Origin of the sequence: Novosphingobium humi (genome assembly GCF_028607105.1) — a bacterium.
GTDB lineage: Bacteria > Pseudomonadota > Alphaproteobacteria > Sphingomonadales > Sphingomonadaceae > Novosphingobium > Novosphingobium humi.
On record NZ_CP117418.1, the window covers coordinates 1,054,093 to 1,066,838 of the forward strand.

13 protein-coding genes are annotated in these 12,746 nt (G+C 64.3%); 3 read left to right on the forward strand and 10 right to left on the reverse strand.

The features are described from left to right. Positions 1-28: 28 nt before the first annotated feature. Genes PQ457_RS20555 through hcaE form a run of 6 tightly spaced genes read right to left on the reverse strand, consistent with a single transcriptional unit; the run spans position 29 to position 5,254 of the window. Positions 29-1,258 (reverse strand): NAD(P)/FAD-dependent oxidoreductase, encoded by a 1,230-nt coding sequence (locus PQ457_RS20555; RefSeq protein WP_273619664.1) that lies wholly within the window; start codon positions 1,256-1,258, stop codon positions 29-31. Continuing rightward, positions 1,255-2,175 (reverse strand): 3-carboxyethylcatechol 2,3-dioxygenase, encoded by a 921-nt coding sequence (locus tag PQ457_RS20560; protein ID WP_420541021.1) that lies wholly within the window; start codon positions 2,173-2,175, stop codon positions 1,255-1,257. The genes PQ457_RS20555 and PQ457_RS20560 overlap by 4 nt, the downstream gene beginning before the upstream one ends. Positions 2,176-2,210: 35 nt before the next feature. Then, positions 2,211-3,023, reverse strand: coding sequence for a 3-phenylpropionate-dihydrodiol/cinnamic acid-dihydrodiol dehydrogenase (gene hcaB, locus PQ457_RS20565; RefSeq protein ID WP_273619666.1), 813 nt, complete (start codon positions 3,021-3,023; stop codon positions 2,211-2,213). Next, a complete protein-coding gene (gene hcaC / locus PQ457_RS20570; RefSeq protein WP_168601967.1) occupies positions 3,020-3,337 on the reverse strand; it encodes a 3-phenylpropionate/cinnamic acid dioxygenase ferredoxin subunit in 318 nt (105 codons plus the stop codon). The genes hcaB and hcaC overlap by 4 nt, the downstream gene beginning before the upstream one ends. Before the next feature lie 17 nt (positions 3,338-3,354). After that, on the reverse strand, positions 3,355-3,900 hold the full coding sequence (gene hcaF, locus PQ457_RS20575; RefSeq protein ID WP_273619667.1) for a 3-phenylpropionate/cinnamic acid dioxygenase subunit beta: 546 nt from the start codon (positions 3,898-3,900) through the stop codon (positions 3,355-3,357). Then, positions 3,893-5,254, reverse strand: a complete 1,362-nt coding sequence (hcaE, locus tag PQ457_RS20580) for a 3-phenylpropionate/cinnamic acid dioxygenase subunit alpha (protein WP_273619668.1) — start codon at positions 5,252-5,254, stop codon at positions 3,893-3,895. The genes hcaF and hcaE overlap by 8 nt, the downstream gene beginning before the upstream one ends. Before the next feature lie 127 nt (positions 5,255-5,381). On the opposite strand from hcaE, the gene PQ457_RS20585 reads away from it, so the two are divergent. Together PQ457_RS20585 and PQ457_RS20590 are read left to right on the forward strand one after the other, a co-directional pair. Continuing rightward, positions 5,382-6,272: a LysR substrate-binding domain-containing protein gene (locus PQ457_RS20585; protein ID WP_273619669.1), complete on the forward strand. Its 891-nt coding sequence runs from the start codon at positions 5,382-5,384 to the stop codon at positions 6,270-6,272. Between the two features lie 158 nt (positions 6,273-6,430). After that, complete coding sequence (locus PQ457_RS20590) at positions 6,431-7,291, forward strand: alpha/beta fold hydrolase (protein WP_273619670.1); 861 nt, start codon at positions 6,431-6,433, stop codon at positions 7,289-7,291. Positions 7,292-7,333: 42 nt separating this feature from the next. On the opposite strand, the gene dmpG is transcribed toward PQ457_RS20590, so the two are convergent. The 3 genes from dmpG to PQ457_RS20605 are packed head-to-tail and all read right to left on the reverse strand — an operon-like array spanning position 7,334 to position 10,097. Beyond that, a complete protein-coding gene (dmpG, locus tag PQ457_RS20595; protein ID WP_273619671.1) occupies positions 7,334-8,359 on the reverse strand; it encodes a 4-hydroxy-2-oxovalerate aldolase in 1,026 nt (341 codons plus the stop codon). Then, positions 8,356-9,309 (reverse strand): acetaldehyde dehydrogenase (acetylating), encoded by a 954-nt coding sequence (locus PQ457_RS20600; RefSeq protein ID WP_273619672.1) that lies wholly within the window; start codon positions 9,307-9,309, stop codon positions 8,356-8,358. The genes dmpG and PQ457_RS20600 overlap by 4 nt, the downstream gene beginning before the upstream one ends. Positions 9,310-9,314: 5 nt before the next feature. Continuing rightward, the gene (locus PQ457_RS20605) at positions 9,315-10,097 is read right to left on the reverse strand and encodes a 2-keto-4-pentenoate hydratase (RefSeq protein ID WP_273619673.1); all 783 of its coding nucleotides are present in this window, start codon (positions 10,095-10,097) and stop codon (positions 9,315-9,317) included. An 84-nt stretch (positions 10,098-10,181) separates the two neighbouring features. Between PQ457_RS20605 and PQ457_RS20610 the strand changes: the two genes are divergently transcribed. Next, on the forward strand, positions 10,182-10,940 hold the full coding sequence (locus PQ457_RS20610; RefSeq protein WP_273619674.1) for an IclR family transcriptional regulator: 759 nt from the start codon (positions 10,182-10,184) through the stop codon (positions 10,938-10,940). 79 nt (positions 10,941-11,019) lie between these two features. Here the strand turns inward: PQ457_RS20610 and PQ457_RS20615 are convergent, their stop codons facing one another. Next, a complete protein-coding gene (locus PQ457_RS20615; RefSeq protein ID WP_273619675.1) occupies positions 11,020-12,546 on the reverse strand; it encodes a PAS domain-containing sensor histidine kinase in 1,527 nt (508 codons plus the stop codon). Positions 12,547-12,746: the final 200 nt, after the last annotated feature.

A 12,746-nucleotide genomic window follows, 5' to 3' on the forward strand; every position in this document is an offset into this window, starting at 1 on the left:
TTGTCGTGATCTCTCCCCTCATCCCGGCTCAGGCCGATTGTATGTGGCTGCCCACCTTGCGCAGGGCCACGCCCGGATCGGCCAGAACCGCCGGATCGACCCGCGCGCCCTGCCCGATCAGCTTGCGCGCGATCCGCATATCCGCCCCCGCGTCCACCCCCACCGCGCCGGTCAGCACGCCCTCGCTCCAACCGAAGATCATCCGCGGGCGGCCGTCCGGGCCGCTGCGGGCGATCCACCGCTGCGCCGTGGTGCGCCCGGCGACCTGATAATTGACGCCGAACTGATCGGTCCAATACCAGGGCACCTCATGGGCCGCGGCCTCGCCTGTGACCATCGCGCGCGCCGCCGCCGCGCCCTGATGCAGCGCGTTGGCCCATGTCTCCTGACGCACCGCGCCGCCGATGAAGGCATGATCCTGCCGGGCAATATCGCCTGCGGCATAGATGGCGGGATGGCTGGTGCGGCCCTGCGCATCGACCAGAATGCCGTCCTCCATCGCCAGCCCGGCGGCGGCGGCAAGTTCGTCATTGAGCGTCACGCCAATGCCGTAGACCACCAGATCGCCGGTGAAATCGCGCCCCTGCGCACAGGTCAGGCGGACATTGCCGCCATCGCGCGCGGCATTGGCCAGTTCCACCCCGCAATGCAGCGCCACACCATGATCGCGGTGCGCCAGCGCCAGCAGATCGGCCAGCGGCCCGGGTGCCCCGCGCGCCAGCAGACGCGGCGCCCGCTCGATGACCTCGACCGACAGGCCCAGAGCGCAGGCCGTGGCCGCCACTTCCAGCCCGATGACCCCGCCGCCCACCACCAGCAGGCGGCGGCCCGGCACCAGTTCTGCGCGCAGGCGCCGCGCATCATCGGCGCTGCGCAAGACATGGGCCGCATCGCCCAACCCGTCGAGCAAAGGATAGCGCCGCGCACGCGCCCCTGTGGCGATCAGCAGCTTGTCAAAGCCGATGCTTTCGCCGCTGGCCAGTGTAACGACCTGCGCGCCCGGATCAATGGCAGTCGCGGCCTGCCCCAGTTTCAGTTCAATGGCGCGGTCGGCGTAAAAATTGGCCGGATAGATCGGCGGAGCGGCCCCATCGGCGCCGCGCAGCGCTTCCTTGGAAAGCGGCGGGCGTTCATAGGGCAGATGCGGATCATCGCCGACCATCACGATCCGGCCCGCAAAACCGGCCGCGCGCATGGCCGATGCCGCCGCCGTTCCGGCATGGCCAGCACCCAGAATGAGGAAGCAGGGGACCGTCATGCCGTCTCTCCGACACCGCGCGCCGAAACCATGCCCATCCCCGCAATCCATTCGTCGATCGGGTGGTAATAGTGGCGCGTGGCGGCATAGGGACCAATCGTGCGCATCGCGGCAAAAGCGGCGATCCAGGCCCGGATCTCATGCCCGCCGCGCCCGCCGCGCGCGGAGATTTCGGCATCGCGCATGGTTTCAAAGCGGCCAAGACGCCCGGCCAGAAAGTCCTCGATCAGCCCTTCATCCCATGCGGCATCAAGCGGCAGCGTCTCGCCCTTGGCCTCGCCGCGCGCCAGAGCCTCGCCCTTGGCCAGCACATTGGCCTGACGGCGCGCGCGCGCCTCGGGGGCGGGATTGCGCCCGGCGATCAGGAATTCCTCGACCTCCGGCCCCACATGCCCCATCTGCGGCGTGGGCGGATCATGGCTCAGCCCGCCCGAACCGATGATCAACACCCGTTCGGAACGCCCGGCCAGAAAGCGCCCCACCGAAGCCCCCAGCGCCAGCGCGCGATGAACCGGCGGCAGCGGATGGGCCGCGCCATTGATGAAAATCGGCAGCACCGGATAGCGCGTCACGTCACGGGTCAGCAGCGCCAGCGGCTGGGTAAAGCCATGGTCGGCCTGCATCCGATAGGAATAGGCCAGATCCACGCCTTCATTCTGGACATGGCGAACCAGATCAAGCGCCAGCGCCTCGGGCACGGGCAGGGCTTCGGCCCAGTAATCCCAGTCCCCCGCCCCGCACGCCCGCACGCCAAGGCAGAAGGGCGGCATCAGGTCATAGAAGAAGCCGTTGAAATGATCGGGCGCAAACATCACGATCAATTGCGGATCAAAGGCCTCCACCTCGCGCGCCAGATCGGCAAAGGCGGCGCGGGCGCCCGCCTCGACCTCGGGGGCGGGATGGATGAATTCCATCATCGGCGTGTGCGAGGCACAGATCAGACGGACATTGCTCACAGATCCAGCCCTCCGGCCACATGGCGGATGCCGCGGATGCCCAGCCCGCAATCGGCGTTGATGAACACCCCGCTCAGCGTGCGATTGTCGGCCCGGCTGGCCAGCATGACATAGGGGCCGACGAAATCCTCAGGGTCGGGAAAGAATTGCAGCGGCAGGATCGCGCTGATCGCCTCGGGGCTGCGCGTGTCCATGATGCGCTGATCCTGCTGGCCCAGCGAGGCCGCGCCGCGCAGGTCGCTGGCCATGCCGCTGGGGGCGACGGCATTGACGCGCACACGCGGCGCCAGTTCATAGGCCAGTTGGCGCACAAGACCCACGCCCGCATGTTTGGACGCGGTATAGAGCGGGCCGCCGCCGCCGGGATAGAAGGCCGAATTGGACAGGGTGAAGATGATCGACCCCTCGCTCTCGATCAGCGCCTGCGCCGCCGCCTTGGCGCCCAGCAGATAGCCTTTCACGTTGATGGCGAAGAGCTCGTCAAAGCCGCGCTCCAGTTCCTCACCGCTGCGCCCCACCAGTGTTGCGCCATGGTCCCAGATGGCTGCATTACCGATGAAGCAGTCGAGCCGCCCGAAACGCGCCAGCACCGCCTCCACCGCGCGGGCATTGTCAGCAAAGGAGCGTACATCGCCCTCCACCGCCAGCACCGCATCGGGATATTGCGCATTGAGCATCGCCACGCGCCCCGCATCGCGCTCCAGCACGCCCACGCGCGCGCCCTCGGCCACGAACCTGCGCAGGATCGCCAGCCCCAGCCCTGATCCGCCCCCGGTGATCAGCGCGACCTGTCCGGCAAGGCGGCTCATGCCGCGCTCTCCACCGTGACGTAGATTTCCCCGTCCTCGATGCTCACCGGATAGGTGGCCAGATCGATATAGGCGGGCTGGCTCAAGGCCTTGCCGGTGCGCAGACAGAAGCGCGCGGCATGGAGCGGGCATTCGACCGTGCAGTCATCCTCGATATAGCCATCGGCCATCGAGGCATCGCCATGGGTGCAAAGATCGGCCAGCGCGAAATATTCGCCGCCGACGTGAAACACCGAAACGGCAGGCTCGCTCTCGATGCGCTTTGCCTCGCCGGAGGGAAGGTCGGCGGCGGCGCAGACGTGGAATTTGGTCATGATGGGGGCTCGGATAATCAGAGGATGATCGACACGTTCGCCGACATCAGCGTGAACTCGTCGAGTTCGAGGCGGCGGCGGGCGATGGTGAAGGTTTCGCCGCCATCGGGCGCGGCAATGCGCCGCAACGTGTCGCGGCGGGTGCCGATGAAGCTGTGGTGGTCATGCGCCTTGGACGCGCGATGAACCAGATAGTTGCAGCCCACCACCAGCTCATCATCGGCCTGAGCCAGAACGCGCACATTGGTGACGAAATGGCGGGTGCGGCTGGCCGGTTCCTCGGCCCATGCCTGACCGGTTTCGACGCGGGCGACGCGGCGTTCGAGCTGATATTTGTCCTCGTGGAAAATATAGGTCGTGGGCGGCGCCCAGCCCCGGCGACGATCACGGAACTGCGCCAGCGAATTGGTGTCGAGCGTATATTCGATGTCATCGGCCAGAAGGTCGAGCCATTCGCGCAGCCGCCTTTCATCGAGCAGCGCGGCCTCCAGATAGAGAAACTGCTCGACCTCATGCTGAAGATCGGCCGAAACGCGCAGCGGACGAGTCAGTTCATCAAGCATCGATCACCTCCTGCTCCCATGCGGCGCCCGCCGCCTCGATCTCGTTCCAGCTCTTGCCGGTCATCAGATCGACCCAGCGCTGGTAAAAACCGCGCGCGGCGGTTTCGGCGAAAGTGCCGTTGGTGATGCCCGGAATGCCGTCCTCGCGGCGCTCCTCGAAGCCCAGGCCCATCTGCATGCAGAAGTCGGTTTGGCGGGCCTTGTGGCCGCGCAGCACCTTTTGCACCTCGATCCAGTTTTCCGAGTCGTCCTGTTCAAGGAAACCCGCCGGACCAAAGGCGCGCGCATGGCTCTTTTTGAGCGCTTCCTTCACCTCGGGCGGGGCGGCCTTGTCCGCGATGCAGAACACCCAGACCTCGATGCGCCCCGGCCCGCGCGGATGCCATACGCGCAGCGTCTGGGTGCCGTTCAGCCAGGAGAGCGTCGGAAACATCGTGTTATGCCCGGCCAGACGCAGCGCCCGCACCTTGCCCAGACGCGCCTCGGCCTCAGGATAGGTTTCGCGGAAATAGGCCGAGACCTCGCCGCCCACCCAGACATTGGCATCGGCGTTTTCGGTGAAGAAAAAGGCGCTGCCATGGCCCTTGCCGGCAAATTGCACACCGCCAAGGCCGTTGGCCCATGCCGGGCGCTCGGTCTGGCCATCGCCCAGCGGGCTGCCATCGGGCTTGTTCTGGGGCGTGGGCGCCAAAACCTGAATGGCCGAGGCGTGGGTATAGGGCGCGTGATACTGATCGGAGCAGAATTGCTCGGCGGCGAATTTCCAGTTGCAGTCGATCATCCATTTATGGACGCCGCCCACTACCTCGGTGCCGCCCTCGCGCCGGTCGAGAAAACCGTCGAGATACCACGCCATGTCGCCCAGATAAGTGACCAGATCGGGCGCGCTTTCGTCCCAATTGGCGAAAATCAGGCCCTTGTAGCTCTCGACGCGTGGGGCCTTGATCAGCCCCCATTTCGACTTGTCGAGCTTGCCGCGATAGGCTTCCTTTTCCAGCGGCACCGATTGCAGCGCGCCATCCACCTGATAGGCCCAGCCGTGATAGGGGCAGGTGAAAGCCTTGGTGTTGCCGCTGTCGGCATGGCACAGTTTCATGCCACGATGGCGGCACTGGTTCATCATCACCTGAACCGAGCCGTCCTTTTGCCGGACCACCAGAACGGGGTCTTCGCCCATGAAAGTGTTGAAGAAGTCGCCCGGCTTGGGGATCTGGCTTTCATGCGCCAGAAACAGCCATGTGCGGCCGAACACGCGCTCCAGTTCCAGTTCATACAATTGGGCATCGCTGTAAATGGCGGGTTTGACGGTGCCATTGCGCGAATCCACCAGCGATCGGATCTGATCGTCGTCCATGCTGCAACTCTCCCCGAAAATGGGGCCGGACGGGCCGGCTCTCTGCGCATGGAATTAACGGAGGGAGGCGCACCGCTGAAATACTTAATTCTTGCCAACTTATAGGCCCTACCTATAAGTGTCGGATATGGAACTGCGCCATCTCCGCTATTTCGTCGCCGTGGCCGAAGCGCTCAGCTTTACCCGCGCGGCCCAGACGCTGCGCACCGCGCAACCTTCGCTCAGCCAGCAAATCCGTGATCTTGAATATGAAATCGGCACGCCCCTGCTCTACCGCGACAAGCGCAATGTCGCGCTGACCCCGGCAGGCAAGGTGTTTCTGGACGAGGCCAGGCTGGTGCTGGCCCAGGCCGAGCGGGCCAAGCTGCTGGCGCGCCGCGCGGGCGAGGATATCGGCAACACGCTGACCATCGGCTTTGTCCCGGCCGCCGAGGTCAAGATTTTCCCCCAGACACTGACCATGCTGCGCGCGGAATTTCCCGCCACGCGAATCGTCATGCAATCGCTGACCACGTTTGAACAGCATGAGGCGCTGGCATCGGGGGCCATTGACTTTGGATTTCTGCGCCCTCCGGTCGATGATCCGTCCATCGACAGCATGGTGATCCTGCGCGAATCGCTGGTGCTGCTGATGCCCGCCGACCACCCCTCCTGCTGGAGCAGCGAGGTGTCGCTGAGCGCGATGGCCGACACGCCGTTTCTGCGCATCGCCAGTCGCCACGCGGGCAATCTGGGGCAGGTAATCGACGATCTGGCGCGGCGCGAAGGCGTCACACTCAACGCCGTGCAGGAGGTCGAGAATGTGCTGACCCTGCTTACATTGGTCAGCCTTGGCGTGGGTTTCAGCATCATGCCCGATTATGTGGCCCAGCTCAGTTTTCGCAATATCGTCACCCGCCCGCTGTCCGGGCCGACGGTCAGGGCCGAATTGATGGCGGCATGGCGGCGCGACAATGCCAAGCCTGAAGTGAAAGCGCTGGTGCGCAGGCTGCAGGAAATGCAGGATCACGAACTATAGGTTTTGCATCTTAATTGATCGCAAATTCGTATTGGAACCGCCCCGGCCTTTGACGGATGCCAGCGCCCACGGGCGATCCCTTGCGGACAGCCGTGACGGGAGAGAGAACCAGCACGGAAAAAACCATGGGATGCTCTTGAGCAAAGGAACATCCGGACATGACCCCCGCCTATAGCGAGACTTCCACCAGCCAGTTTGTTGACGTGAGCGTGGAGGGTGCACCCTATCGCATTCATTACAATGACATCGGCAGCGGCGAGCGCGCCGTTGTGATGTTGCACGGCTCCGGTCCCGGCGCGACGGGCTGGGCCAATTTCAACCGCAACATCGATCCTTTTGTCGCCGCCGGATACCGCGTGCTGCTCATCAACTGTCCCGGCTGGGGCCAGAGCGACCCGGTCGTTTGCACCGGATCGCGTTCGGAACTCAACGCCGGAGCGGTCAAGGGCGTGCTCGATGCGCTGGGGATCGAAAAGGCCGATCTGGTCGGCAATTCGATGGGCGGACACAGCGCGGTCGCCTTTGCGCTGGCCAATCCGGCGCGCGTGGGCAAACTGGTGCTGATGGGCGGCGGCACGGGCGGCCCCAGCCTTTACGCGCCGATGCCCACCGAAGGCATCAAGCTGCTGCAGGGGCTTTACCGCGACCCGACCATCGAAAAGCTCAAGGCGATGATGAATGTCTTTGTCTATGACGCCAGCGCGCTGACCGAGGCGCAGATGCAGATGCGGCTCGACAATATGCGCTCGCGCCTCGACCATCTGGAAAATTTCGTGAAAAGTCTGGCCGCCAATCCGCGCCAGTTCCCCGATCAGAACGCACGCCTGCATGAAATTTCCGCGCCCACGCTGATCGTGTGGGGCCGCGATGACCGCTTTGTGCCGATGGATGTGGGGTTGCGCCTACTGGCGGGCATTCCCAATTCCCAGCTTCACGTCTTTGCCCGCTGCGGCCACTGGGCCCAATGGGAGCATGCCGATGTGTTCAACGAAATGGTGCTGAACTTCCTCAACCGATGAAGGGCAAGGCCGGTCTTTCAAGGGAAAGGCCGGCCTTTTTCCTTATTGCGCCGCCGCCAGATCGAGCGCGATGTCGACGATCATATCCTCCTGGCCGCCGACCATCTTGCGGCGGCCCACTTCGGCCAGGATGCTGCGTGTATCGACGCCGTAATCCTTCGCGGCCTTTTCGGCATGGCGCAGGAAGCTGGAATAGACCCCCGCATAGCCAAGCGTCAGCGTCTCGCGGTCGACCTGCACCGGGCGGTCCTGAAGCGGGCGCACCAGTTCGTCGGCCGCATCCATCAGCGCATAGAGATCGCAGCCATGGTTCCAGCCATAGCGATCGGCCGCCGCGATAAAGACTTCGAGCGGCGCATTGCCCGCCCCGGCCCCCATGCCCGCCAGCGAGGCATCAACCCGCACCGCGCCGTTCTGCACCGCGATCAGCGAATTGGCCACGCCCAGCGAGAGGTTGTGATGGGCATGAACCCCGCGCTGCGTCTCGGGCTTCAACACGCGGTCATAGGCGATCAGGCGCGCGGCATAATCATCCATGTTCATCGCCCCGCCGCTGTCGGTCACGTAAACGCAATGCGCGCCGTAATCCTCCATCATTTTCGCCTGAACCGCCAGCGCCTCCGGGCTCGTCATATGGCTCATCATGAGGAAACCGGAAACATCCATGCCCAGCCCCCGCGCCGCCTCGATATGCTGGCGGCTGACATCGGCCTCGGTGCAATGGGTGGCGATGCGCACGCTGCGCACGCCCATCTCATAGGCATGCTTCAGATCATGCACCGTGCCGATGCCGGGCAGCAGCAGCGTGGTCAGCACGCTGTGCTCCAAAACCTCGGCCACCGCGCCGATCCAGTCCCAGTCGGTATAGGCGCCAAAGCCATAGTTGAAGCTGGAACCCTGCAACCCGTCGCCATGGGCCACCTCGATGGCGTCCACCTTGGCCCGGTCCAGCGCGCGGGCGATGGCGCGCACATGGTCGAGGCCATATTGATGGCGCACCGCATGCATCCCGTCGCGCAGGGTGACATCCTGAATATAGAGCTTTTGGCTCTTGGGATCAAAGCTCATGCCGGTTCTCCCGCGAAATGCCGAAGGGCGATTTTCTCGGCGGTCTTCAACGCCGCCGAAGTCATGATGTCGAGATTGCCCGCATAGGCAGGCAGATAATGGGCCGCGCCCTCGACTTCCAGAAACACCGTGACCTTGAGGCCGGTGAACTCGGTCTGGCCGGTGCCCGCCATTTCGGGAATGCGCAGCGGCGCGTTCGATCCGATATGCTCAAACTGCACCTGCTGCTTCATGCGATAGCCCGGCACATAGGCCTGCACATCGGCCACCATGTCGTGAATGCTCTGGCGGATGGCCTTGGGATCGGCCTCCTCGCACAGGCAATAGACCGTGTCGCGCATGATCAGCGGCGGCTCGGCGGGGTTGAGGATGATGATCGCCTTGCCCCGCGTGGCGCCGCCCACCTTCATGATGGCCTCGCTGGTGGTTTCGGTGAATTCGTCGATATTGGCCCGCGTGCCCGGCCCTGCCGACTTCGATGAAATCGAGGCGACGATCTCGCCGTAATGCACCTTGGCCACGCGGTTGACCGCCGCGACGATGGGAATGGTCGCCTGACCGCCGCAGGTTACCATATTGACATTGGGCGCATCCAGATTGGCCTCGCCGTTGACCGGCGGGATCGTATAGGGGCCGATGGCCGCAGGCGTCAGGTCAATCACCCGCTTGCCGTGGGCCTGAAGGATCTCGTTGTTGCGCTTGTGCGCGCCTGCGCTGGTGGCGTCGAACACGATGCCGATCTCGGCGAATTCGGGCATGGCGATCAGACCGTCAATGCCTTCATGCGTTACCGCCGCGCCCATCCGTTTGGCGCGGGCCAGACCGTCGCTGGCCGGGTCGATGCCCACCATCACGCCCATTTCCAGCACCTTCGACAGGCGCATGATCTTGATCATCAGATCGGTGCCTATGTTTCCCGATCCGATGATGGCCACTTTCGTCTTTGCCATGAGTTCTATTCCTTTGAATAGGTAAAGCTGCAGGCGCCGATGCCGCCCACACGGGCCACGACATGATCGCCGGGGTTAAGCGCCACCATCGGCCCCAGCGCGCCCGCCAGCACGATGTCGCCCGCGCGCAAGGGTGCGCCCCGCGCCGCCAGCGTCCGCGCCAGCCATGCCGCAGCATTGAGCGGATGACCCAGCGCCGCCGCACCCACGCCCACCGAGGCTATTTCGCCGTTCACTTCCATAACCATGCCCGCGGTATAAAGGTCGGTGCCTTCCAGCCCCCGCCCCTCGCCGGCCAGCACGAAGAAGGCCGAGGAGCCATTGTCGGCCACCGTATCGGAAAAGGTGATCGTCCAGTCGGCAATGCGGGAATCGACGATTTCGATCGCGGCATGGACGCTCGATACGGCGGCGGCCACCTCATCGGGCGTGACATCGGGCGAAAGCAGATCGGCACCCAGCACAAAAGCGATTTCCGCTTCGGCCTTGGGCTGAAGGCAGCGCGCCGGATCGAGGAAGCCGCCATCGGCCACCTGCATATCGTCGAACAGCGCGCCGAAATCGGGCTGGTCCACGCCCAGTTGCTTTTGCACCGCCTTGGCCGTCAATCCGGCCTTGCGCCCCACGATGCGGCGGCCCTGCTCCTGCCAGAAACGCGTGTTGATCTCCTGAACCGCATAGGCCCCGGCAATGTCCACCGGTTCGAGATAATCGCGCAGCGGAGGCACCGCTCCGCCCCTGTAGGCTTCGCGCAGCAGACGCGCCGCAGCTTGATGATTGTCGCTCATATCGTCCTCTTCCAGACCGTGTTTTCGCAGATAGGCCGCATGAGGTCTTGGCACCAGAGCGGGTCGGCGCTATCTTCTCACCATATGAGAAATGGAACGCCAACCCTTTCCGCCACCAGCCGAGCGCTGGCCACGCTGGAGGCCGTGATTGCCGATGGCGGCCTTTCCACGGTCTCGGCTCTGGCCCGCGCGCAGGGCATACCGTCGGCAACGGCCCATCGCCAGATCGCGACGCTGGTGGCCGAGGGTTTTCTGGCGCCGATGGGCGGGGGCAGGCATCGCGCCGGGCCGCGCCTGCGCGCGATGCTGGGCAAGGTCGATGATCGGCAGGTGATGGCCCATGCCGCCGCGCCGCTGCTCCATCGCCTGGCGATCCGTTTTGGCGGCGTGGCCCAGATGGGAACGCTGGAAAACGATATGGTGACCTATCGCGTCAAGACCGGCGAGAACGCAGGCGAATTGTTCACCCGTGTCGAGATGCAGCTTGAGGCCTATTGCTCGGGTATGGGCAAGGTGCTGCTGGCCCATCTGCCGGTCCGCGAGCGCGAGGCCTATCTGGCGGGCGGGCCCTTTGTCGCCCTGACGCCGAATACGATCACCGATCCGGTCGATCTGGCGCGCGAATTGGCCTGTGTTGCCGATCAGGGCTATGCACTCGATCGCGGCGAGATCGCGGCGGATCTCTCCTGCATCGCCGTGCCCGTGCATCAGGCCGACGGATCGGTGGCCGCCGCGATCTCGCTCTCGCGGATCGGCCCCGGCGGCGCCGATCCGCGCATCGTCAAGGCCCTGCGCGATACGGCACGCGCGATCGAGCGAGCCTGCCATTCCCCCCCGGCCTGAGGGCGGGCTGCGGCGCCATATGCCCGTTGAGGGCGAGGGCAGGTTTCCGGCCAAAGCCAAGGCGGCGGCCGTCGGCGGCTCACGCCTTCATCTTGGGCAGCGTGAAACAGGCAAGACAACCGCCCGAGGGAACATGATCCAGCCAGACCTGGCCACCATGCGATTCGATGATGGTGCGACAGATCGACAGGCCCAGTCCCTGATCCAACGCACTCGGCTTGCCCGCAAAACCTGCCAGCACATGGCGCCCATCGCCATGTGGCCCCGGACCGTTATCCGTGACAACAGCGCGCAGATAGTGGTCATCATGATCCTTGATGCAGACGTCGACATAGGCCGAACTGCGCCCCGACACCGCATGGACCGCATTGCTGATCAGATTGACCAGAACCTGCGCGATCTGGATCGGATCGACCAGCACGCGCGCCTCGCCTTCATAGGGCGCCGCGCCGACCAGCACCTCATGCTCCCTGGCATGGGGCTCGGCCAGCGCCAGCGCCTCCTGCACGATGGCGTCAAGGCGGGCGGGCACTTTTTCGATTTCGCCATGGCGGATAAACGAGCGCATCTTGCGGATGATATCCCCCGCCCGCGCAGCCAGATGGGCCACCTCGTCAAGCGAGGCCACCACATCCTCGCGCGTGCCCCCCGGCAGCAGCGCGCGCGCGGTCTGGCTGTTGAGCAGGATCGCGGCCAGAGGCTGGTTCAATTCATGTGCCAATGTGCTGGCCATGGTTTCCATCGCATTCACGCGCGAAAGATGCGTGACCTGCGCCTGCAACCGCTCCATCGTCGCCTGCGCGGCCAGATGTTCGGTAATATCCTCGACATAGATCGTGTAGATCGCGCCGCCATCGCAATAGAGCCGTGAAAAGCGGGTGCGCCCGGTGAAGGTCGATCCATCCTTGCGCAGGAATTCGAGCGCGCCCACCTCGATCGTGCCTTCAAAAGCGGTGCCGCGCAGATGGCCATAGCGCTGCCTGATCAGCAGGCGCGACAGTTCGGTCAGCAGGAGCAGGCCCGATTGCCCGATCAGATCCTGCGCACTCCATCCAAACAACACTTCGGTCTTGCGGCTGACCGCCGTGACGATCCAGTCATCATCGACCAGCGTCGTGGCAAAGGGCACGCTTTCAAGGATCGAGGTGTGATAGCGCATATTGACTGTCAGCCGTTCGATCAGCGCCTGCTCGGCGGTCACATCGCGCGCCACGGCAAAGGCGCCGATGATCGCCCCGTCGCCATCGCGGACCGGCCCGATCGTATAGCGGCCCAGCCATTGTTCGCCCGTGTCGATGCGGCGCATCCGGTAATCGGCCCCGCGCGTGGTTTCCCCGGCCAGAGCCCTTTTCACCAGCTCATAACTGTCATCAGGCAGCCCCTCGCCCAGCGCCACCCGTTCGATCGGCCCCCATCCCTCCTGCAGCGCGAGTTTCCATTCCCCCTTGTTGGGAAAGCGGTTGAATTGGGCGCAGGCCCAATTGCAGTCCACCGCCACCCCATGAATATCAAACACCATCAGGGCCTCATCGATATGCTCGATGGCCTCTTCCATGAGCCTGTGGCGCATGACCTTGTCATCGCCCAAAGCAATCGGATCACTCATGTTGTTCATCGGCGTGCCATGCCGCTTAAATACATCATGACAGTTGTCCGTGCAGACCCGTTCTTGTTCTTGGCCCGCCCCGAGCGGTGATTCACGCCCGAAACCGGCCTGTCCAACCTGTTGACAACGCCGCGACTCCCGGCGCCATTCGTAACATTCCCAATAGGGGGCTTGCGTAAAGCGGGAAAAAGCCTGTCAAG

What these genes read in the sequence shown, in the direction of transcription:
- PQ457_RS20555 (WP_273619664.1), bottom strand. Translation starts at nt 1,258, where the DNA reads ATGACGGTCCCCTGCTTCCTCATTCTGGGTGCTGGCCATGCCGGAACG.
- PQ457_RS20560 (WP_420541021.1), bottom strand. Translation starts at nt 2,175, where the DNA reads ATGATGGAATTCATCCATCCCGCCCCCGAGGTCGAGGCGGGCGCCCGC.
- hcaB (WP_273619666.1), bottom strand. Translation starts at nt 3,023, where the DNA reads ATGAGCCGCCTTGCCGGACAGGTCGCGCTGATCACCGGGGGCGGATCA.
- hcaC (WP_168601967.1), bottom strand. Translation starts at nt 3,337, where the DNA reads ATGACCAAATTCCACGTCTGCGCCGCCGCCGACCTTCCCTCCGGCGAG.
- hcaF (WP_273619667.1), bottom strand. Translation starts at nt 3,900, where the DNA reads ATGCTTGATGAACTGACTCGTCCGCTGCGCGTTTCGGCCGATCTTCAG.
- hcaE (WP_273619668.1), bottom strand. Translation starts at nt 5,254, where the DNA reads ATGGACGACGATCAGATCCGATCGCTGGTGGATTCGCGCAATGGCACC.
- PQ457_RS20585 (WP_273619669.1), top strand. Translation starts at nt 5,382, where the DNA reads ATGGAACTGCGCCATCTCCGCTATTTCGTCGCCGTGGCCGAAGCGCTC.
- PQ457_RS20590 (WP_273619670.1), top strand. Translation starts at nt 6,431, where the DNA reads ATGACCCCCGCCTATAGCGAGACTTCCACCAGCCAGTTTGTTGACGTG.
- dmpG (WP_273619671.1), bottom strand. Translation starts at nt 8,359, where the DNA reads ATGAGCTTTGATCCCAAGAGCCAAAAGCTCTATATTCAGGATGTCACC.
- PQ457_RS20600 (WP_273619672.1), bottom strand. Translation starts at nt 9,309, where the DNA reads ATGGCAAAGACGAAAGTGGCCATCATCGGATCGGGAAACATAGGCACC.
- PQ457_RS20605 (WP_273619673.1), bottom strand. Translation starts at nt 10,097, where the DNA reads ATGAGCGACAATCATCAAGCTGCGGCGCGTCTGCTGCGCGAAGCCTAC.
- PQ457_RS20610 (WP_273619674.1), top strand. Translation starts at nt 10,182, where the DNA reads ATGAGAAATGGAACGCCAACCCTTTCCGCCACCAGCCGAGCGCTGGCC.
- PQ457_RS20615 (WP_273619675.1), bottom strand. Translation starts at nt 12,546, where the DNA reads ATGAGTGATCCGATTGCTTTGGGCGATGACAAGGTCATGCGCCACAGG.